This is a genomic window from Streptomyces sp. YIM S03343, from assembly GCF_054729195.1.
In genome coordinates this window covers 7,428,262-7,447,999 of the sequence record NZ_JBPUKX010000001.1, presented here as the reverse complement: position 1 = coordinate 7,447,999, position 19,738 = coordinate 7,428,262, and the positions used below count along the sequence as shown (strand labels likewise).

15 protein-coding genes are annotated in these 19,738 nt (G+C 70.6%); 8 read left to right on the top strand and 7 right to left on the bottom strand.

What is annotated here, in order from left to right:
- Nucleotides 1-49 precede the first annotated feature (49 nt).
- From ACSYGN_RS32855 to metH, 3 genes are all read right to left on the bottom strand, one after another.
- Complete coding sequence (locus tag ACSYGN_RS32855) at nt 50-1,654, bottom strand: ABC transporter substrate-binding protein (protein ID WP_460402109.1); 1,605 nt, start codon at nt 1,652-1,654, stop codon at nt 50-52.
- A 687-nt stretch (nt 1,655-2,341) separates the two neighbouring features.
- Nucleotides 2,342-3,094 carry an HAD family hydrolase gene (locus ACSYGN_RS32850; RefSeq protein WP_460402107.1) on the bottom strand — a complete coding sequence of 251 codons (753 nt, stop codon included), beginning with the start codon at nt 3,092-3,094 and terminating at the stop codon, nt 2,342-2,344.
- A gap of 219 nt (nt 3,095-3,313) precedes the next feature.
- On the bottom strand, nt 3,314-6,838 hold the full coding sequence (metH, locus tag ACSYGN_RS32845) for a methionine synthase (protein WP_460402105.1): 3,525 nt from the start codon (nt 6,836-6,838) through the stop codon (nt 3,314-3,316).
- A gap of 344 nt (nt 6,839-7,182) precedes the next feature.
- Here metH and ACSYGN_RS32840 point away from each other — a divergent pair, with 344 nt between their 5' ends.
- The 7 genes from ACSYGN_RS32840 (at nt 7,183) to ACSYGN_RS32810 (ending at nt 14,928) form a co-directional block, all read left to right on the top strand.
- Entirely contained in the window at nt 7,183-7,947 is a 765-nt protein-coding gene (locus tag ACSYGN_RS32840; RefSeq protein WP_460402103.1) for an IclR family transcriptional regulator, read from the top strand.
- A gap of 19 nt (nt 7,948-7,966) precedes the next feature.
- Complete coding sequence (locus ACSYGN_RS32835) at nt 7,967-8,125, top strand: hypothetical protein (RefSeq protein WP_460402101.1); 159 nt, start codon at nt 7,967-7,969, stop codon at nt 8,123-8,125.
- A 608-nt stretch (nt 8,126-8,733) separates the two neighbouring features.
- The gene (locus tag ACSYGN_RS32830; protein WP_460402099.1) at nt 8,734-9,528 is read left to right on the top strand and encodes an MIP/aquaporin family protein; all 795 of its coding nucleotides are present in this window, start codon (nt 8,734-8,736) and stop codon (nt 9,526-9,528) included.
- Between the two features lie 84 nt (nt 9,529-9,612).
- The gene (glpK, locus tag ACSYGN_RS32825) at nt 9,613-11,172 is read left to right on the top strand and encodes a glycerol kinase GlpK (protein WP_460402097.1); all 1,560 of its coding nucleotides are present in this window, start codon (nt 9,613-9,615) and stop codon (nt 11,170-11,172) included.
- Between the two features lie 9 nt (nt 11,173-11,181).
- The gene (locus tag ACSYGN_RS32820) at nt 11,182-12,798 is read left to right on the top strand and encodes a glycerol-3-phosphate dehydrogenase/oxidase (protein ID WP_460402095.1); all 1,617 of its coding nucleotides are present in this window, start codon (nt 11,182-11,184) and stop codon (nt 12,796-12,798) included.
- A 298-nt stretch (nt 12,799-13,096) separates the two neighbouring features.
- Entirely contained in the window at nt 13,097-13,768 is a 672-nt protein-coding gene (locus tag ACSYGN_RS32815) for a FadR/GntR family transcriptional regulator (RefSeq protein WP_460402093.1), read from the top strand.
- Between the two features lie 173 nt (nt 13,769-13,941).
- Nucleotides 13,942-14,928: a PAC2 family protein gene (locus ACSYGN_RS32810; protein ID WP_460402091.1), complete on the top strand. Its 987-nt coding sequence runs from the start codon at nt 13,942-13,944 to the stop codon at nt 14,926-14,928.
- 102 nt (nt 14,929-15,030) lie between these two features.
- Here the strand turns inward: ACSYGN_RS32810 and mshC are convergent, their stop codons facing one another.
- From mshC to ACSYGN_RS32790, 4 genes are all read right to left on the bottom strand, one after another.
- A complete protein-coding gene (gene mshC, locus ACSYGN_RS32805; protein ID WP_460402089.1) occupies nt 15,031-16,260 on the bottom strand; it encodes a cysteine--1-D-myo-inosityl 2-amino-2-deoxy-alpha-D-glucopyranoside ligase in 1,230 nt (409 codons plus the stop codon).
- A gap of 208 nt (nt 16,261-16,468) precedes the next feature.
- Complete coding sequence (locus ACSYGN_RS32800; protein ID WP_460402087.1) at nt 16,469-17,299, bottom strand: SCO1664 family protein; 831 nt, start codon at nt 17,297-17,299, stop codon at nt 16,469-16,471.
- A complete protein-coding gene (locus tag ACSYGN_RS32795) occupies nt 17,263-17,853 on the bottom strand; it encodes a DUF3090 domain-containing protein (protein WP_460402085.1) in 591 nt (196 codons plus the stop codon). The genes ACSYGN_RS32800 and ACSYGN_RS32795 overlap by 37 nt, the downstream gene beginning before the upstream one ends.
- 88 nt (nt 17,854-17,941) lie before the next feature.
- Entirely contained in the window at nt 17,942-18,628 is a 687-nt protein-coding gene (locus ACSYGN_RS32790) for a histidine phosphatase family protein (RefSeq protein WP_460402083.1), read from the bottom strand.
- An 89-nt stretch (nt 18,629-18,717) separates the two neighbouring features.
- Between ACSYGN_RS32790 and corA the strand changes: the two genes are divergently transcribed.
- The gene (gene corA, locus ACSYGN_RS32785) at nt 18,718-19,713 is read left to right on the top strand and encodes a magnesium/cobalt transporter CorA (RefSeq protein WP_460402081.1); all 996 of its coding nucleotides are present in this window, start codon (nt 18,718-18,720) and stop codon (nt 19,711-19,713) included.
- Nucleotides 19,714-19,738: the final 25 nt, after the last annotated feature.

Sequence of the window (19,738 nt, the reverse complement as noted above, 5' to 3'; positions counted from 1 at the left end):
TGGCGTCAGTCGCTGTCGCCCGGGTCTGCCGTCTCGGATGCGGGGTGGGTCAGTTGGACACGCCGCGGCCGAGCTCCCACAGCTGGAGCGTCGAGGAGGAGTTGAGCGCGTAGGCGGTGCCGGTGATGTCGGTGCGGGCGGCGATGTACTGCTTGCCCTGCCACAGCGGCAGCACGGGGACGTCGTCGGCGACGATGTCCTGGATGCTGGTGAGGCTCTTGGCTGCGCTCAGCCGGTCGGCCTCGCGGCGGGACGCCGGGATCAGGCTGTTGCGGATCTCGGAGTTGGAGTAGGGCGAGCCGAGGAAGTTGTCCTTGTCGAGGAACGGCGCGATGTAGTTGTCGGCGTCGGGGAAGTCGGGGAACCAGCCCATGCCGTAGACGTCGTAGGCGCCCTTCTGCTCGGCGGGGCGGAACTGGGACCAGGCGGTGCCCTGGATGCTGACGTCGAACAGGCCGCTGTCGTTGAGCTGCTTTTGGAGGACCTCGAACTCCTGCTTGGTGGCGGAGCCGTAGTGGTCCGTCGTGTAGTGCAGGGTGAGCTTGACCGGGGTGGTGATGGCGGCCTTGGTCATGATGCTCTTCGCCTTGGTGACGCTGGGGTCGCCGTACTGGTTGAAGAACGAGTTGGAGTGGCCGGTGATGGTGGCCGGGACGAGCGAGTACAGCGGCTCGGCCTGGGAGCCGTAGACCTTGGAGACCAGTTCGCCGCGGTCGATGATCTGGGCCATGGCCTCGCGCACGGCCTTGGTCTTGACGGAGTCGGCGTTGGTGTTGAAGGCGAGGTAGCGGATCTCGAGGCCCGGCATCTCGACGAGGTCGACGTCGCCGTCGCTCTTGGCGCTGAGCTTGTTGATCTGCTCCGGCGACATGGTGCGGGTCATCACGTCGATGTCGCCCTTGTCGATCGCGGTGCCCATGGCGTCGGCGTCGGCGAAGGTACGCAGCTCGACCTTGTCGTTGTTGACCTTCAGCGTGCCCTTGTAGTTGGGGTTCTTCGCGAAGGTGGCGCTGGTGAGGTCGCCGTCCTTGATGCTGCTGGTCATCGTGTAGGGGCCGGAGCCGCTGACGTCGAAGCCGTCGCGGAGCTTGTCCTTGGCGTAGTCGCTGGGGTTGACGATGCCGGCGACCGGGGTGGACAGCTTGTAGGGGAAGGTGGCGTCGGCCGTCTTGAGGTGGAAGATGACCTCGCGGTCGCCCTGGGTCTCCACGGTGTCGATGGTGGAGAGGAGGGCGAAGACGCCGCTGTCCGCCTTGATGCGCATGGCGCGGTCGATGGAGAACTTCACGTCGGCGGCGGTGATGCTGTCGCCGTTGGCGAACTTCAGGCCGTCGCGGAGCTTGCAGGCGTAGCGCTCGTTGCCGCTGTCGGTGAAGCCGCAGCTCTGGGCGGCCTCGGGTACCGGCTCGCCGTCGCCCTTGGGCTGGATCATCAGGGTCTGCACGGTCTGGCGCAGGATGTTCCACGAGCCGACGTCGTAGGCGTACGCGGGATCGAGCGGCGCGGGCGCCTCTTTGGTGGCCGTGAACCGGTCCGTGGTGCCGACGGCGATCGGGTCGCCGCTGTTGCTCCCGCTGTCGGATCCGCCGCAGGCGGCGAGAACTGGAGCGAGGAGCCCGGCGACGGCCGGCAGCACCAAAGTCTTGCGGTTCATGCTCGAGTTTCTCCAGGACTGTACGGATCCGTGTAACCGGCATGCATGGGTGTCGCGGCGGATTCACGGGGGTAAGGGCGATGTTCTCGCGATGAGATTAGTCGGCGCTCGGACGCCGTTTCACAGTGCCCGGAGCCGGGCGCCCATCACACTGCGAAGCGGGCCGGGGACACATCGAGAGGGCAGCCGAGGAAGGTTTGGTGCACGCTTGCTCCAATCGGGACACAAGGGCACTCCGACGCCTCCCGAATCGGGGTGTACTGCACATCGCACGCCCCCTGTCGACCCCCCGGAATGTGAGGAACATCACATCATCAGGGGTCCGGACAGGTACCGGAATCCGGCCATCCGCTGTCGGACCCGGCCTGCTCCCGGGCGGCCGGGCGCGCTCGGCCCGGGAGCCGGTCTACCCAGGCCGTGCAGCTGTGAATCCCCCAGGGCCTTCTAGGGCCCGCCGTCACATTCCCGTCGTCCGCCCGAAGGGCGGGCCCGGCGGCGTCTGGTGCGTGCGATCGCAAGGCGCCGGAGCGCCCTCGCGGGGGTCCCCCCTGCTCGAGCGAAGCCGAGAGCTTGGGGGAGGAGTCACGTGGGCGGTTCGGCAACGCTGCCGGGGGCACCCCCTGCTCGCAGAGCTTGGGGGAGTGAGTGCCAGACGCCGCCGGGCAGAGGGGAATGTGACGGCGGGCCCTAGCGCCTGTGGTGGCCGAATCCCGGCATGAGGGCGTGCAGGAAGGCGAGGTCGACGTGTTCCAGGGAGGGCACGACGGTGCGTCCGGGCGCGGGGGCGATGGGGGCGACGGACGGTACGGCGATCACCTGGCAGCCCGCCGCCTCGGCGGCCGCGACTCCGGTGGCGGTGTCCTCCACGACGGCGCACCGGGCCGGATCGGCGCCGAGACCGGCCGCCGCGGCCAGATACGGGTCGGGGTGCGGCTTGGTGCGGGGCACCTCGTCGCCCGCGATGGTGAGCGCGAAGTGATGGGCGCCCAGGGAGAGCAGGACGCGGTCGATGACCCGCCGGTGCGAGGCGGAGACCAGGGCCGTCGGGACGTCGTGCTCGGCGAGTTCGGCCAGCAGCCGGGCGGCTCCGGGCATCAGCGGCACACCACGGCCGATCCGGTCCTCGAACCCGTCGTTGAGCAGCACGGTGATCTCGGGGATGCCGATGTCGGCGCCGGTGGCCTCGATGAGGAAGCCCGCGCTGCGGTCCATGGGCCCGCCGACCACGACTTCACGCCAGGACGGGTCGAGGGTGTGCCCGAGACCGGCGAACACCTCGGACTCGACCTCCCACCAGAATCCCTCGCTGTCGACCAGGGTGCCGTCCATGTCGAGGAGTACGCCCTGAAGGCCGGCCCCCGGGGCCTGCGAGGCCGTGGTGGCGCGGGCGGCGGCAGGGGTCTGGGGAAGGGTCTTGAGCGCGGGGACCGTACTGGTCATCCGGGCGCACCTCCTTGAGGGACGCGCAGGCCGGTTCCCACCGGGGAACCGGCCTGCTGTGGACCGACCAGTCTACGTCGAGCGCGGACGAGGTGCCTTGTGAGGTGCCGGAGGCCACATCCGACAGACCGCAACCGACAGACCTCATCCGACGGCCTTCACGGGCCTCCGAGGCCTCCGAGAGCGGTCGGATACGCTGCCGGATGCGCTGCCGGGGCCTCAGCGGGCGTTGAAGTACTTCGCCTCCGGGTGGTGGATGACGATGGCGTCGGTGGACTGCTCGGGGTGGAGCTGGAACTCCTCGGACAGCCGGACGCCGATGCGCTCGGGTTCGAGCAGGGCGGCGATCTTGGCGCGGTCCTCCAGGTCGGGGCAGGCGCCGTAGCCCAGCGAGAAGCGGGCGCCCCGGTACTTCAGGGCGAACATGTCCTCCATGGCGCCCGGGTCCTCGGCCGCGAAGCCGAGTTCGGAACGCACCCGCGCGTGCCAGTACTCGGCGAGGGCCTCGGCCAGCTGCACGGACAGCCCGTGCAGTTCGAGGTAGTCGCGGTAGGCGTTGCCCTCGAAGAGCCGGGCGGTCTCGGCGCCGATGCGGGAGCCGACGGTGACGACCTGGAGGCCGACGACGTCCGTCTCGCCGGACTCCTCGGGCCGGAAGAAGTCGGCGAGGCACAGCCGGCGGCCGCGGCGCTGGCGGGGGAAGGTGAAGCGGGTGCGTTCGTTGCCCTGCTCGTCGAGGACGATGAGGTCGTCGTCCTTGGACGCGCAGGGGAAGTAGCCGTACACGACGGCGGCTTCGAGGAGGTTGTCGGTCTGGAGGCGGTCGAGCAGCCCGCGCAGCCGGGGGCGGCCCTCGTTCTCGACGAGCTGGTCGTAGGTCGGGCCTTCGCCGGTGCGGGCCTGCTTGAGGCCCCACTGGCCCTTGAACAGGGCGCCCTCGTCGAGCCAGCCGGCGTAGTCCTTGAGCGGGATGCCCTTGACGATGCGGGTGCCCCAGAAGGGCGGGGTCGGCACCGGGTTGTCGGTGGCGACGTCGGAGCGGACGTGCCCCTCCTGCGGACGCTCCGTCACCTCGGTGGCGGCGGTGGCGCGGACGCGGCGCTGCCTCAGTTCGGGCAGCTGGGCGCCGGGCACACCGCGTTTGACGCCGATGAGGGCGTCCATGAGGTTCAGGCCCTCGAACGCGTCGCGGGCGTAGCGGACTTCGCCCTCGTACAGCTCGTGGAGGTCCTGTTCGACGTAGGCGCGGGTGAGAGCGGCGCCGCCGAGGATGACCGGGTAAGTGGCGGCGAGGCCGCGCTGGTTGAGCTCCTCCAGGTTCTCCTTCATGATCACCGTGGATTTGACGAGCAGCCCGGACATGCCGATGACGTCGGCCCGGTGCTCGTCGGCGGCTTCCAGGATCGCGGAGACCGGCTGTTTGATGCCGAGGTTGACGACGTTGTAGCCGTTGTTGGACAGGATGATGTCGACGAGGTTCTTGCCGATGTCGTGGACGTCGCCGCGGACGGTGGCGAGCACGATGGTGCCCTTGCCCGCTCCTTCGCCGTCGTCGGTCTTCTCCATGTGCGGTTCGAGGTGGGCGACGGCGGCCTTCATCACCTCGGCGGACTGGAGGACGAACGGCAGCTGCATCTGTCCGGAGCCGAAGAGTTCGCCGACGGTCTTCATGCCGTCGAGGAGGGTGTCGTTGACGATGTCGAGGGCCGCGCGCTCGGTCAGCGCCTCGTCGAGGTCGGCCTCTAGGCCGTTCTTCTCGCCGTCGATGATGCGCCGCTTGAGGCGGTCCTCCAGCGGGAGGGCGGCGAGTTCCTCGGCCTTGCCGGCCTTGAGGGACTTGGCGGTGGCGCCCTCGAAGAGCTGCATGAGCTTCTGGAGGGGGTCGTAGCCCTCGCTGCGGCGGTCGTGGATGAGGTCGAGGGCGGTGGTGACCTGCTCGTCGTCGAAGCGGGCGATGGGCAGGATCTTCGACGCGTGGACGATCGCGGAGTCCAGGCCCGCCTTGACGCATTCGTCGAGGAAGACGGAGTTGAGCAGGATGCGGGCGGCGGGGTTGAGGCCGAAGGAGATGTTCGACAGGCCGAGGGTGGTCTGGACGTCGGGGTGGCGGCGTTTGAGCTCGCGGATCGCCTCGATGGTGGCGAGGCCGTCCCTGCGGGACTCCTCCTGGCCGGTACAGATGGTGAAGGTGAGGGTGTCGACGAGGATGTCCTCCTCGCGGATGCCCCAGTTCCCGGTGAGGTCGGCGATGAGCCGTTCGGCGATCTCGACCTTCTTCTCGGGGGTGCGGGCCTGGCCGTCCTCGTCGATGGTGAGCGCGATCAGCGCGGCGCCGTGTTCCTGGGCGAGCCGGGTGACCTTCGCGAAGCGGGAGTCGGGGCCGTCGCCGTCCTCGTAGTTGACGGAGTTGATGACCGCGCGGCCGCCGAGCCGCTCCAGGCCGGCCTCGATGACGTCGACCTCGGTGGAGTCGAGGACGACGGGGAGGGTGGAGGCGGTGGCGAAGCGTCCGGCGAGTTCCCGCATGTCGGCCACGCCGTCGCGGCCTACGTAGTCCACGCACAGGTCGAGCATGTGCGCGCCCTCGCGGATCTGCTCGCGGGCCATCTCCACGCAGTCGTCCCAGCGGGCGTCCAGCATGGCCTCGCGGAACTTCTTGGAGCCGTTGGCGTTGGTGCGCTCTCCGATGGCCAGGTAGGAGGTGTCCTGGCGGAAGGGGACGGTCTGGTAGAGGGAGGCGGCGCCGGGTTCGGGGCGGGGGTCGCGTGCGACGGGGGCGGCGCCCTGCAGCCGCTCCACGAGACGGGCCAGGTGCTGGGGGGTGGTGCCGCAGCAGCCGCCGATGAGGCTGAGGCCGTAGTCGCGGACGAAGTTCTCCTGGGCGTCGGCCAGGCCCTCGGGGTCGAGGGGGAAGTGGGCGCCGTCCTTGGTGAGGACGGGCAGTCCCGCGTTGGGCATGCACAGCAGGGGGGTGCGGGAGTGCCGGGCGAGGTAGCGCAGGTGTTCGCTCATCTCGGCGGGGCCGGTCGAGCAGTTCAGGCCGATCATGTCGATGCCGAGCGGCTCCAGCGCGGTGAGCGCGGCGCCGATCTCGGAGCCGAGCAGCATGGTGCCGGTGGTCTCGAAGGCCATGGAGACCAGCAGGGGGACCTCGGTGCCGGTGGCGGCCATGGCGCGGCGGGCGCCGAGGATGGCCGCCTTGGTCTGCAGGAGGTCCTGGGTGGTCTCCACGATGAGGGCGTCCGCGCCGCCCGCGAGGAGGCCCTCGGCGTTGGCCTGGAAGCCGTCGCGCAGGGTGCCGTAGCCGATGTGGCCGAGGGTGGGCAGTTTGGTGCCGGGGCCCATGGAGCCGAGGACCCAGCGCTGGCGGCCGTCGCGGGCGCCGGTGGCGTCGGCCGCCTCACGGGCGATCCGGGCCCCCGCCTCCGACAGCTCGTTCACCCGGTCGGCGATGTCGTACTCGGCCATGGCGGAGTGGTTTGCGCCGAACGTGTTGGTCTCGACGCAGTCGACGCCGGCGGCGAAGTACTCCTCGTGGACGGAGCGGACGATGTCCGGGCGGGTGAGGTTGAGGATCTCGTTGCAGCCCTCGAGGTTCTGGAAGTCCTCCAGGGTGGGCTCCTGGGCCTGGAGCATGGTGCCCATGGCTCCGTCGGCCACCACCACGCGGGTGGCGAGGGCTTCTCGGAGTGCGGACACACGGGTCCGGCTGTCGGCGGCAGGGGTCGGCGGCACAGAGGCCATGAAGGGGCTCCCTCGGATGCGACGGCTGTCGGCTTTGCGTCTCCCCGGAAGGTGCCTGCGGGCTGCTTCCCGTGGGCTTCCCGAGGACGGCGCACGCCGCCAGCGTAGCCGGGACCGGGCCGGGGCGGGCGGCACGTCCACGGGACGGACGCCGAGGACGCACGGGGACGGCGCACGCGGATGGCGGAGGGACCCCCTGTGGGCGGCGTACTCCTGACGGGTGACATAACAGGTATGCGCCGACCGTTGGCGGGAGGTCGGCATGGACCGGTAGTGTTCGACATTGCCGAACAACGGCAGCGCTACCCACGTCTGTGACCGAATGGGACGGAGGCCAGCAGACGATGGCACGGAACATCCAGTCGCTCGAGAGGGCGGCCGCGATGCTGCGGCTGCTCGCAGGCGGCGAGCGCCGCCTGGGCCTGTCGGACATCGCCTCCTCGCTGGGCCTGGCCAAGGGCACGGCGCACGGCATCCTGCGCACCCTCCAGCAGGAGGGTTTCGTCGAACAGGACGAGGCCTCCGGGCGCTATCAGCTGGGCGCCGAGCTGCTGCGGCTGGGCACCACCTACCTCGATGTGCATGATCTGCGCGCACGGGCCCTGGTGTGGACGGACGACCTCGCCCGCTCCAGCGGGGAGAGCGTCTATCTGGGGGTGCTGCACCAGCACGGGGTACTGATCGTCCATCACGTGTTCCGCCCCGACGACAGCCGCCAGGTGCTGGAGATCGGGGCCATGCAGCCGCTGCACTCGACCGCCCTGGGCAAGGTCCTGGCGGCCTACGACCCGGTGGCACACAGCGAGGCCCAGGAGGCCGACCGCAAGTCCTTCACGGACCGCACGGTGTGCGATCTGGACGGCTTCGAGCACATCCTCGACATCACGCGCGCGCGGGGCTACGCGTCCGACGTGGAGGAGACCTGGGAGGGCGTCGCGTCGATCTCGGCGCCCATCCACGACCGGCGGCGGATGCCGGTGGGCGCCGTGGCCATCACGGGCGCAGTGGAGCGGGTGCAGCGGAACGGCGAGATGCGTCCGGAACTGATCGCGGCGGTGCGGGACTGCGCCCGCTCGGTGTCGCGGGACCTGGGCGCCGGGCGGTTCTGAGCGGACGGCGTCCCGCCGGGTGCCCGCCGGGCGGGTGCAGCCGGTCGAGTCACCGGAATCCGCAGGCCGGCGGCGGTGGCTCGGCAGCGACCGGGCGCTCGACTCGCCCCAGCAGGACACCCCGTGGACCGTCGGCCCGCCCCAGCAGGACACCTCGCGGACCGTCGGCTCGGCGTAGATCGCCTGGAGCCTCGTACCGGGACGCGTGACGCCTGATCCCCCGCACCACGACGCGGGACGCGACCTCTGGGCGCCCCGGAGGGACCAGGGGACGGATCTCAACGGATCCCAGCGGCCTTCGATGGGCGGCCCCGAGCGCCCCCGGACGGGGGGCCCGGACGCCCCTCGGACGCCCGTCCCGAGCACCCCCGGACGGCCTCAGGGACCTTCGGGCACGATTCGAACGCAACCTCAGCGGAAAGGGTCAGGCCGGGACGTCGGGCGGCGTTCCGGCCCGAGTCGTACCCTGACATTGCGGGCGTACCACCCGGCCGGTACGGAGGTGCCGGACCCCCCGCGCCACGGCCCCGACCAGCAAGATCCACGGGGCTAAATCGGGTCACAGGAAGGGGTAACGATCGGATTTTCGCCAACAGAACTCTTGACGCGCATGTAACGCCGGGACAAGACTCCCGTCCATCGGTCGGCATTGTCGAACACCTACCGGCAATACGCGCTACGGTGTGACAACGTCAAGGGCCGAACTTCGCTCTCACCCCCGAGGGCGCGAACCCCCGGAGGGACCCGGGGTTCGGCTTACCTGGACGAAGGACAAAGGAGTCGCGGGTGTCCAGCTCCGACATCTTCCTCGGCGAGACCATCGGTACCGCCGTACTCATCCTGCTAGGCGGCGGTGTCTGCGCCGCGGTCACACTGAAGGCCTCCAAGGCACGGAACTCCGGTTGGCTCGCCATCACCTTCGGGTGGGGTTTCGCCGTCCTCACGGCGGTCTATGTGTCGGCCCCCCTGTCCGGCGCCCATCTGAACCCGGCGGTGACGCTCGGGATCGCGATCAAGGACAAGGACTGGAGCAACGTCTTCACCTACTGGGGCGGGCAGCTGCTCGGCGCCATGATCGGCGCGGCCCTCGTCTGGATCGCGTACTACGGCCAGTTCCACGCGCACCTCACCGACAAGGACATCGTCGGCGGTCCCGGTGCGCAGGCCACGTCGTCCAAGGCCGTCGAGGCGGAGGAGAAGGGCGCGGGCCCGGTCCTGGGCGTCTTCTCCACCGGTCCGGAGATCCGCAACGTGGTGCAGAACATGGCCACGGAGATCATCGGCACCTTCGTCCTGGTCATCGCGGTCCTCACACAGGGCCTCAACGACTCCGGCAAGGGCCTGGGCACCCTGGGCGCCCTGGTCACCGCCCTTGTCGTCGTGTCCATCGGTCTGTCGCTGGGCGGTCCGACGGGCTACGCGATCAACCCGGCCCGTGACCTCGGGCCGCGCATCGTGCACGCCCTGCTGCCCCTGCCCAACAAGGGCGGCTCGGACTGGAGCTATGCCTGGATCCCGGTGGTCGGTCCGATGATCGGCGGCGCCCTCGCCGCAGGTCTCTACAACGTCGCATTCGCCTAAGAGCAGCCGAACACCGTTTCGCACATCTCGCAGCACGCGTCGTACGTATCGCCGCCCATATCCACCGAACCCCAGGAGCACACCATGACCGACGCCAACACCGCCGGCATCGCCTCCCACGGCCAGGGGCCGTTCATCGCGGCCATCGACCAGGGCACCACCTCGTCCCGCTGCATCGTCTTCGACCGCGACGGACGCATCGTCTCTGTCGACCAGAAGGAGCACGAGCAGATCTTCCCCAAGCCGGCCTGGGTCGAGCACAACGCCCTGGAGATCTGGGCCAACGTCCAGGAAGTCGTGGCCGCCGCCATCGAGAAGGCCGGCATCACCCGCGACGACATCAAGGCCATCGGCATCACCAACCAGCGCGAGACCACCGTGCTGTGGGACAAGAACACCGGTGAGCCCGTCCACAACGCCATCGTCTGGCAGGACACCCGCACCGACGCCCTGTGCCGGGAACTCGGCCGCAACGTCGGCCAGGACCGTTTCCGCCGGCAGACCGGTCTGCCGCTGGCGTCCTACTTCTCGGGTCCCAAGGCCCGCTGGCTGCTCGACAACGTCGAGGGGCTCCAGGAGCGCGCCGAGGCCGGTGACATCCTCTTCGGCACCATGGACAGCTGGGTCATCTGGAACCTGACCGGCGGTGCCGACGGCGGTCAGCACGTCACGGACGTCACCAACGCCTCCCGCACCCTCCTCATGAACCTCCACACCATGGCGTGGGACCCGCAGATCTGCGAGTCCATCGGCGTGCCGATGCAGATCCTCCCCGAGATCCGCTCCTCCGCCGAGGTGTACGGAGAGGTCAAGGGCGGCAAGCTGGGCGAGCTGCTCGGCGGCATCCCGGTCGCCTCCGCGCTCGGTGACCAGCAGGCGGCTCTGTTCGGCCAGACCTGCTTCGCCGAGGGCGAGACCAAATCCACGTACGGCACCGGCACCTTCATGGTGATGAACACCGGTAACAAGATCATCAACTCGTACGCGGGCCTGCTGACCACGGTCGGCTACAAGATCGGCGACCAGCCCACGGTGTACGCCCTGGAGGGCGCCATCGCCATCACCGGCGCGCTGGTGCAGTGGATGCGCGACCAGATGGGCCTCATCTCCAGCGCGCCCGAGATCGAGACGCTCGCGCTGTCCGTCGAGGACAACGGCGGCGCCTACTTCGTGCCGGCCTTCTCCGGTCTGTTCGCCCCGCACTGGCGCTCCGACGCCCGCGGTGTGATCGCCGGTCTGACCCGGTACGTCACCAAGGCGCACCTCGCCCGCGCGGTCCTGGAGGCCACCGCCTGGCAGACCCGCGAGATCGCCGACGCCATGGTCAAGGACTCGGGCGACGAGCTGGTGACCCTCAAGGTCGACGGCGGCATGACCTCCAACAACCTGCTGATGCAGACACTCTCCGACGTCCTGGACGCGCCGGTGGTGCGCCCGATGGTCGCGGAGACCACCTGCCTCGGCGCCGCCTACGCCGCCGGTCTCGCCGTCGGCTTCTGGACCAGCACCGACGACCTGAAGGCCAACTGGCGCAGGGCCGCCGAGTGGACCCCCCGGATGGATGCGGACACCCGCAACCGTGAGTACAAGCAATGGCTCAAGGCCGTCGATCGGACCATGGGCTGGCTCGAGGAAGAGGAGTAAGAACCCCACATGACCAGTCAGTCCACCCTGCAGTCCGTGCCTGCCCTCGGAACCCACCCGGCCTCGGGCTCGAACCCGAGCCGGGCCGAGACCCGGGAGCAGCTCTCCAAGGCGACGTACGACCTACTCGTGATCGGCGGCGGGATCCTGGGCATATCGACAGCCTGGCACGCCGCGCAGTCCGGCCTCAGGGTGGCCCTGGTCGACGCCGGCGACTTCGCCGGCGCCACCTCCTCCGCCTCCTCGAAGCTCCTCCACGGCGGTCTGCGCTATCTGCAGACCGGTGCGGTGAAGCTGGTGGCGGAGAACCACTTCGAGCGCCGTGCGGTCTCCCGCCAGGTGGCCCCGCACCTGGCGAACCCGCTCACCTTCTACCTCCCGGTGTACAAGGGCGGGCCGCACGGCGCGGCAAAGCTCGGAGCGGGCGTGTTCGCCTATTCCGCGCTGTCCGCGTTCGGTGACGGAGTCGGTCATCTGCTCAGCCCCTCCAAGGCCGCGCAGGACGTGCCGGAGCTGCGCACCGAGAACCTCAGGGCCGTGGCCGTGTACGGCGACGACCAGATGAACGACGCGCGCATGGCGCTGATGACGGTCCGCGCGGCCGTCGAGTCGGGCGCGGTCGTCCTCAACCACGCCGAGGTCACCGGCCTGCGCTTCACCAAGGGCCGGGTGACCGGGGCGGACCTCAAGGACCGGCTGTCCGGCGACGAGTTCAAGGCGGACGCCCGGCTCGTGCTGAACGCGACCGGCCCGTGGGTCGACCATCTGCGCCGTATGGAGGAGCCGAAGGCCGCGCCGTCGATCCGCCTGTCGAAGGGCGCGCACCTGGTCCTCAAGCGCACCTCCCCGTGGCGGGCGGCGCTCGCCACCCCGATCGACAAGTACCGCATCACGTTCGCCCTGCCCTGGGAGGACATGCTGCTGCTCGGCACCACCGACGAGGTCTACGAGGGTGACCCGGCGGATGTCGCGGTCAACGAGAAGGACATCGCCCAGATCCTCGACGAGGCCGCGTTCTCCATCCGCGACGCGCAGCTCGACCGCAGCCTGATGACCTACGCGTTCGCGGGCCTGAGGGTGCTGCCGGGCGGGCCCGGCGACACGGCGAAGGCCAAGCGGGAGACGGTGGTGACCGAGGGCACGGGCGGGATGCTCTCGGTCGCGGGCGGCAAGTGGACCACCTTCCGGCACATCGGCCGCACGGTGATGAAGAAGCTGGAGACGCTGCCCGGCCATCCGCTGGGCGAGGACTTCGAACCGATCTCCTCGCTGCCGAAGAAGCTGCCGCTGCCGGGTGTCGCCAACCCGCGCGCGGTCGCGCACCGGCTGCTGGTGGACCGCCCGGCGCCGGGCCCGCGGATGGCCGCGGACACGGCGCAGCACCTGGCCACCCACTACGGTTCGCTGGCCTTCGACATCGCCCGGCTGGCCAACGAGCGACCCGAGCTGGGCGAGCGGCTGCACCCCGACGCGCCGGAGATCTGGGCGCAGGTCGTCTGGGCGCGGGACAACGAGTGGGCGGAGACCGCGGACGACGTGCTGCGCCGCCGTACGACGCTCACGATCCGCGGTCTGGACACGGACGACGTCCGCTCCAAGGTCCAGGAGGTGCTGGACGGGAAGTGATCCCGGCCCCTGGTCGGCTCCCGGATGCCCGTGCCCCTGGTCGGCTCCCGGATGCCCGTGCCCCTGGTCGGCTCCCGGATGCCCGTGGGGCGCCCGGATGCCTGAGGGGCTGAGGTGAGCTGCTGAGGGGGTGGCCCCGCCGGTGATCCGGCGGGGCCGGCCCCCTTTCACGTGTCGTCGTTTCACGTGTCGCCGACTGCGTCCGACCCGCATAATGAACCCAGAGACATCGGATGTATCAGCGACACGCGAGCAGCACACACCGCATGCGGCACTCGCGGCACCTGGGGAGGCCGGCATGGCAGTCACCGACGAGGCGATCGAGAAGATCAAGGAAATGATCGTCAGCGGCGCGCTGCGCCCCGGGGACCGGCTCCCCAAGGAGAGCGAGCTGGCCGCAGAGCTGGGGCTGTCGCGCAACTCGCTGCGGGAAGCGGTGCGCGCGCTCTCCCTGATCCGGATCCTGGACGTGCGGCAGGGCGACGGCACCTACGTCACGAGCCTCGATCCGCAGTTGCTGCTGGAGGCGCTGAGCTTCGTCGTGGACTTCCACCGCGACGACACCGTCCTGGAGTTCCTGGCCGTGCGGCGCATCCTGGAGCCGGCGGCCACGGCGATGGCGGCGACGCGGATCGGCGAGGCTCAGCTGGACGCGCTGGCCGAGCAGTTGGAGCGCCTGGGCCCGGCCCCATCGGTGGAGGAACTGGTCGAAGGCGACCTGGAGTTCCACCGGGGCATCGTGCAGAGCTCGGGCAACTCGGTGCTGTGCTCGCTGCTCGACGGGCTGTCCGGGCCGACGACCCGGGCGCGGATCTGGCGGGGTCTGACGCAGGAGGACGCGGTCTCCGGCACCCTGCGCGAGCACCGGGCGATCCTGGCCGCGCTGCGCGAGGGGGACGCGGAGGCGGCGCGGGCCTGGGCGACCGTGCACATCGCGAGCGTGGAGCACTGGCTGCGCAGCAGTCTGTGAGACGGCTGTGGATCTCACCGGCCCCGCCGGGGCGGCTCGCCCGGCCGACGGGGTGTTCGACTGCGGCGAACGGGGCAGTGATCCGTTCACTCGCCCGTGCAAGGGCTGCGAGCGCCCTTGCCGGACGCCGTAAGGTTGGGGCGTACGTGAGGGCTTGTCGGAAGGAGGCGCGGGTGATCGAGCTCGAGGGGGTTCCCGAGCTGATCGACCCGGTCATGGTGGCCGCGTTCGAGGGCTGGAACGATGCCGGCGACGCCGCCTCCACCGCGGTCGCACATCTGGAGAACGAGTGGAAGGGCGAGGTGTTCGCGGCGCTGGACGCCGAGGACTACTACGACTTCCAGGTGAACCGGCCCACGGTGTGGATGGACGGCGGCGTCCGCAAGATCACGTGGCCGACGACCCGGCTCTCGGTGGTGCGGGTCGGCGGCGAGAAGCCGCGCGATCTGGTGCTGGTGCGGGGCATCGAACCGTCGATGCGGTGGCGCTCGTTCTGCAACGAGCTGCTCGGTTTCGCCCATGAGCTGGGTGTGGAGCTGGTGGTGATCCTGGGCGCCCTGCTCGGCGACACCCCGCACACCCGTCCGGTCCCGATCAGCGGGACCACGTCGGACACGGATCTGGCGCGCCGTATGGATCTGGAGGAGACCAAGTACGAGGGCCCCACGGGCATCGTGGGTGTGCTCCAGGAGGCGTGCACGCACGCGGGGGTCCCGGCGGTGTCGCTGTGGGCTGCCGTACCGCACTATGTGTCGCAGCCGCCCAACCCGAAGGCCACGCTGGCTCTGCTCAACCGGCTGGAGGACCTGCTCGACCTGCGGATCCCGCTGGGCGAGCTGCCGGAGGACGCGCGGGCCTGGCAGGTCGGGGTGGATCAGCTGGCGGCAGAGGACAGCGAGGTCGCCGAGTACGTCCAGACGCTGGAGGAGGCCCGCGACACCGCGGAGCTGCCGGAGGCGTCCGGTGAGGCGATCGCCCGCGAGTTCGAACGCTATCTGCGGCGCCGGGACGTCAGCCCTCCCGGGCACGGCACGTCCGAGGGCGGCGAGGGCGGCCCGTCCCCGTCCTCGTATCTGCGGGACAACCCGAGCGGCCGGACGCGCCCCCCGAAGCCACCGAAGCCGGGCGGCCCGGACGACGAGGAGTCGTCGGAGGACTGACCGGACGGACAGCCGGACGGTCGACCTGATGGACAGGGAGAGGGCGGCAGGCGGGTGAACCCGTCTGCCGCCCTCTCCCTGCTGCTCTGCAGGGCGACCGCTCTACAGGGCGACGCCGAGGAGGGCGTCGACGGCGCGGGACACGAGGCCGGGGGCGCCGGTGTCGGTGCCGCCCTGCTGCTCCTGGAGGGCGGCCCAGCGGTCCACGGCGGCGAGCGCGGCCGGGGCGTCCAGGTCGTCGGCGAGGGCCGCGCGCAGTTCCTCGACGAGGGCGTCCGCCGGGGGGCCGTCGGGCCGGGAGACGGCGGCGCGCCAGCGGCCGAGCCGGGAGACGGCCTCCTGGAGGACCTGGTCGGTCCATTCCCAGTCGGAGCGGTAGTGATGGGCCAGCAGGGTGAGCCGGACGGCGGCGGGGTCGACGCCGTCGTGGCGCAGCCGGGACACGAAGACGAGATTGCCCTTGGACTTGGACATCTTCTCGCCGTGCAGGGCGACCATGCCCGCGTGGACGTATGCCTTGGCCATGGGGAACTGCCCGGTGAGGACCTGGGCGTGCGAGGCGCCCATCTCGTGGTGCGGGAAGGCGAGGTCGGAGCCGCCGCCCTGCACGTCGAAGGTCATGCCGAGGTGGTCCAGGGCGATGGCGACGCACTCGATGTGCCAGCCGGGCCGGCCGGGGCCGAGCGAGCCGCCGTCCCAGCTGGGCTCGCCGTCGCGGGCGGCCATCCACAGCATCGGGTCGACGGGGTTCTTCTTGCCGGGGCGGTCGGGGTCGCCGCCGCGCTCGGCGGACAGCGCCCGCATGGCGGCGGCGTCCAGGCGGGACACCTTGCCGAAGTCGGGGTCGGACTCGACGGAGAAGTAGATGTCACCGTCGAGTTCGTAGGCGGCGCCGAGGTCACGCAGCCGCTCGACCAGGGGCACGATCCCGGGTATCGCCTCGACGGCGCCGATGTAGTGCCGCGGCGGCAGCATCCGCAGGGCGGTCATGTCCTCGCGGAAGAGCGCGGTCTCCTTCTCGGCGAGGGCGGTCCAGTCGAGGTTGTCGCGCTGGGCCCGCTCCAGGAGGGGGTCGTCGACGTCGGTGACGTTCTGGACGTAGTGGACCTGCCGCTTGGTGTCGAGCCACACGCGCTGGACGAGGTCGAACGCGTTGTAGGTCGCCGCGTGACCCATGTGGGTCGCGTCGTACGGGGTGATGCCGCAGACGTAGATACGGGCGACGGGACCGGGGTGCAGGGTGAGGTGCCCCCCGGTCGCGGTGTCGTGGATCCTCAGGTCGCGACCCTGACCAGGCAGGGCGGGGACCTCGGAAGCGGGCCAGGCATGCATGTCATGAGCCTAACCGGACTGAAGTTCCGTATACGAACCGGACCGGGCCCGCATGGCCGGGACCGCGCTCTTGCGCGGGACGCCGCGGTGTGCTCGCGATGTGCTGATCAACCCGGTCCGGGCCCGTCAGCCGCCTGGCCGGGCGCCACCGGTCCTGCGGCACCCGACCGGCGGAGGGCGGGTCGACTGCCCGGCGACTGGAGCCGGGTCAGACCGGGGGCCAGGGGATGGCGGGCCAGTCGCCGGAGGGTTCGGGGTGGTGGCCGGTGGTCAGGAGGGTGGTGGTGCGGGTGCGGGTGGCGGTTATTTCGGCTGGGGTGAGGTGGGGGGTCAGGCGGGTGGTCAACGGGCCGGTGTCGGTCAGGGACGCGGAGAGAGTCTGGAGGACCTGGACGGCTTCCGGGGTCAGGGGTTCGCCTGCCCAGCCCCACAGGAGGGTGCGGAGTTTGGGCTCCACGTTGAAGGTGACGCCGTGGTCGATGCCGTAGAGGTGGCCGCCGTCGGCGGGCAGGAGGTGGCCGCCCTTGCGGTCGGCGTTGTTGATCACGGCGTCCAGGACGGCGAGCCGGCGCAGCCGTTCGTCGTCGGCGTGCACGAGCAGCGCGGTCCTGCCCTCGCCGACCTCGGCGAACCCGATGGCCTTCCAGCCCGGCTCCGGTTCCTCGCCGTCCACCAGGGCGAGCAGTTCGCTGCCGGGCACGGCGTCGATCCACAGCTGGACCATGCCCTCGCCGTAGGGACCGTCGCGCAGCACGGTGGGCGGGACGAGGTCCCAGCCGGTCGCCCGGGAGACCTCGTAGGCGGCGACCTCGCGCCCGGCGAGCGTGCCATCGGGGAAGTCCCACAGCGGCCGCTCCCCGGCGACGGGTTTGTAGACGCAGGCCGCTTCCCGGCCTTCGCGCGCGACCGTGCAGTACAGGGCCGCGTTGGACGCGTCGCGGATGCGGCCGCGTACGGTCAGTTCACCGCGGACGAGCAGGTCGGTGAGGTCCGGGCCGTCGGTCACGCCCCGCGGCGGTATCCGTTCTGGCGCGGGCATACGTGTCCTTCCGGGTCGAGCGGGAGGCTGCACAGCGGGCAGGGCGGCCGTCCGGCGTTGACGACGTCCAGGGCGCGTTTGGCGAAGGCCCTGGCCTGGGGGCCGGTGAGCCGGACGCGCAGCATCGGGGGGCCGTTCTCCTCGTCCTGGAGCAGCCGCTCCTCGGCCTCGGCGAGGTCCTCCTCGGAGTCGGCGTCGAGTTCGACGAGGGCCTGCGCCTCGACGATCATGCGCTGTTCCTCGCCGTCCCAGGCGAGTGCCATGGTGCCGACGCGGAACTCCTCCTCGATGGGCACGTCCAGCGGAGCCGTGTCGGAGATCTCCGTGGGCGCCATCGCGGGTACGGCGGCGTTTCCGCCGCTGCGCCGTACGACCTCGTCGAGCAGTTCGTCCATGCGTTCGGCGAGCGCTGCGACCTGTGTCTTCTCCAGAACCACACTGGTCACCCGGGGGCCGGCGGTGGCCTGCAGGAAGAACGTACGGCGTCCGGGCAGTCCGACCGTGCCGACCACGAAACGGTCCGGCGGGTCGTAGAGGAACACCTGACGGGACACGTCCTGTCTCCATGGGGGTTCGAGTGTGCGTGACGTCCGTGCGCGGGCACGACGGGTGCGGACCGCTTCACCCTACTGCGAGCGACGATCACGCTGCGCCCGCATCGCCTCCGACTTGGGCGTCGTCACCGGGGGGCGTCTCGCGCGGCGCGAGGGAGGCGAGGTCGCCGGTGTCGCCGAGGCGCACGAGGAACGGGCGCAGCCGGGTGTAGCGGATCGCTGTGACGGAGCACGGTTCCACGGAGATCCGCTGGAACAGGTCGAGATGGAGTCCGAGCGCGTCCGCCACGAGAGACTTGATGATGTCGCCGTGCGAACACATGAGATACACCGCGTCCGGGCCGTGGTCGCGCTCCACGCGCGCATTCCATTCGCGTACGGCCTCGGCGGCGCGGGTCTGCATGGCCCGCATGGACTCCCCGCCGGGGAAGGCGGCCGCTGAGGGGTGCGCCTGCACCACCTGCATGAGCGGTTCGTCCTTGAGCTCGGCGAGCTTGCGGCCCGACCAGTCGCCGTAGTGGCACTCGCCGATCCGGTCGTCGGAGTGGGCACCCAGCCCGGGACGGGCGTCGAGGAGAGGGCGTACGGTCTCCTGGCAGCGTTGCAGGGGGCTGGTGACCACTTCGGAGAGAGGGATGCCGGCGAGCCGCGCGGGCAGTGCGGCGGCCTGGGCGGCGCCGCGCTCGTCGAGGGCGACGCCGGGTGTCCATCCGGCGAGCACTCCGTCGGTGTTGGCGGTGGAACGTCCGTGCCGGACGAGGATCAGCGTGGGCATGACGCCCAGGGTAGGCGTACGCCGCCGGCGGGCGGCGGTGTGCGGAGGACGGGAGGCGGCGGCATGGGGAAGACGGGAGAATGCGCACCGTGATCGTCGACTGTGGCATCTACCGTGACGGGCACCGCACGACCGGCCCGGACGACTTCTCCGACGCCCTGGACGAGGCGCGGGCCTCGGGCGGGTTCGTGTGGATCGGCCTCTACGAGCCGTCGGCACGGGAGTTCGCACACGTCACGGACGAGTTCGGGCTGCATCCACTGGCCGTCGAGGACGCCCTGAAGGCACACCAGCGGCCGAAGCTGGAGGTGTTCGAGGACTCGCTGTTCCTGGTGCTGAAGCCGGCGTCGTACGAGCCGGACAGCGACGTGGTGTCCACCGGCGAGGTGATGGTGTTCCTGGGCGACGGTTTCGTGGTGACGGTGCGGCACGGCGAGGGCGCGCCGCTGGGTGCCGTGCGGCGGCGGCTGGAGCAGGAGCCGGAGCTGCTGGCGAAGGGGCCGACGGCGGTGCTGTACGCGATCGCGGACGCCGTGGTGGACCACTATGTGGAGGTGGCGACGGAGCTCCAGACGGACCTGGACGAGCTGGAGTCGGAGGTGTTCTCCCCGGAGGGCGGCGTGGCGCGGCACACGGCGGCCAGGATCTACGCCTTCAAGCGGCAGATCCTGGAGTTCCGGCGGGCGACCGGGCCGCTGACGGTGCCGCTGACCCGGCTGGCGGGCAGCCCGGCGTTCGGTACGGGGGTGCCGTTCGTGCACGAGAAGTCGCGCCCGTTCTTCCGTGACGTGGCCGACCATCTCACGCGGGTGAACGAGTCGGTGGACAGCCTGGACCGGCTGGTGTCGGACATCCTGTCGGCGCATCTGGCGCAGATGAGTGTGCGGCAGAACGACGACATGCGGAAGATCTCGGCGTGGGCGGCGATGGCCGCGGTCCCCACGATGATCGCGGGGATCTACGGCATGAACTTCGACCACATGCCGGAGCTGCACTGGAGGGTGTCGTACCCGGCGGTGATCCTGGTGATGGCCGTGCTGGAGGTGCTGCTGTACCGGTTGTTCAAGAGGCGCGGCTGGATGTGACGGCCTGGGGTGACTGTGCGGGTAC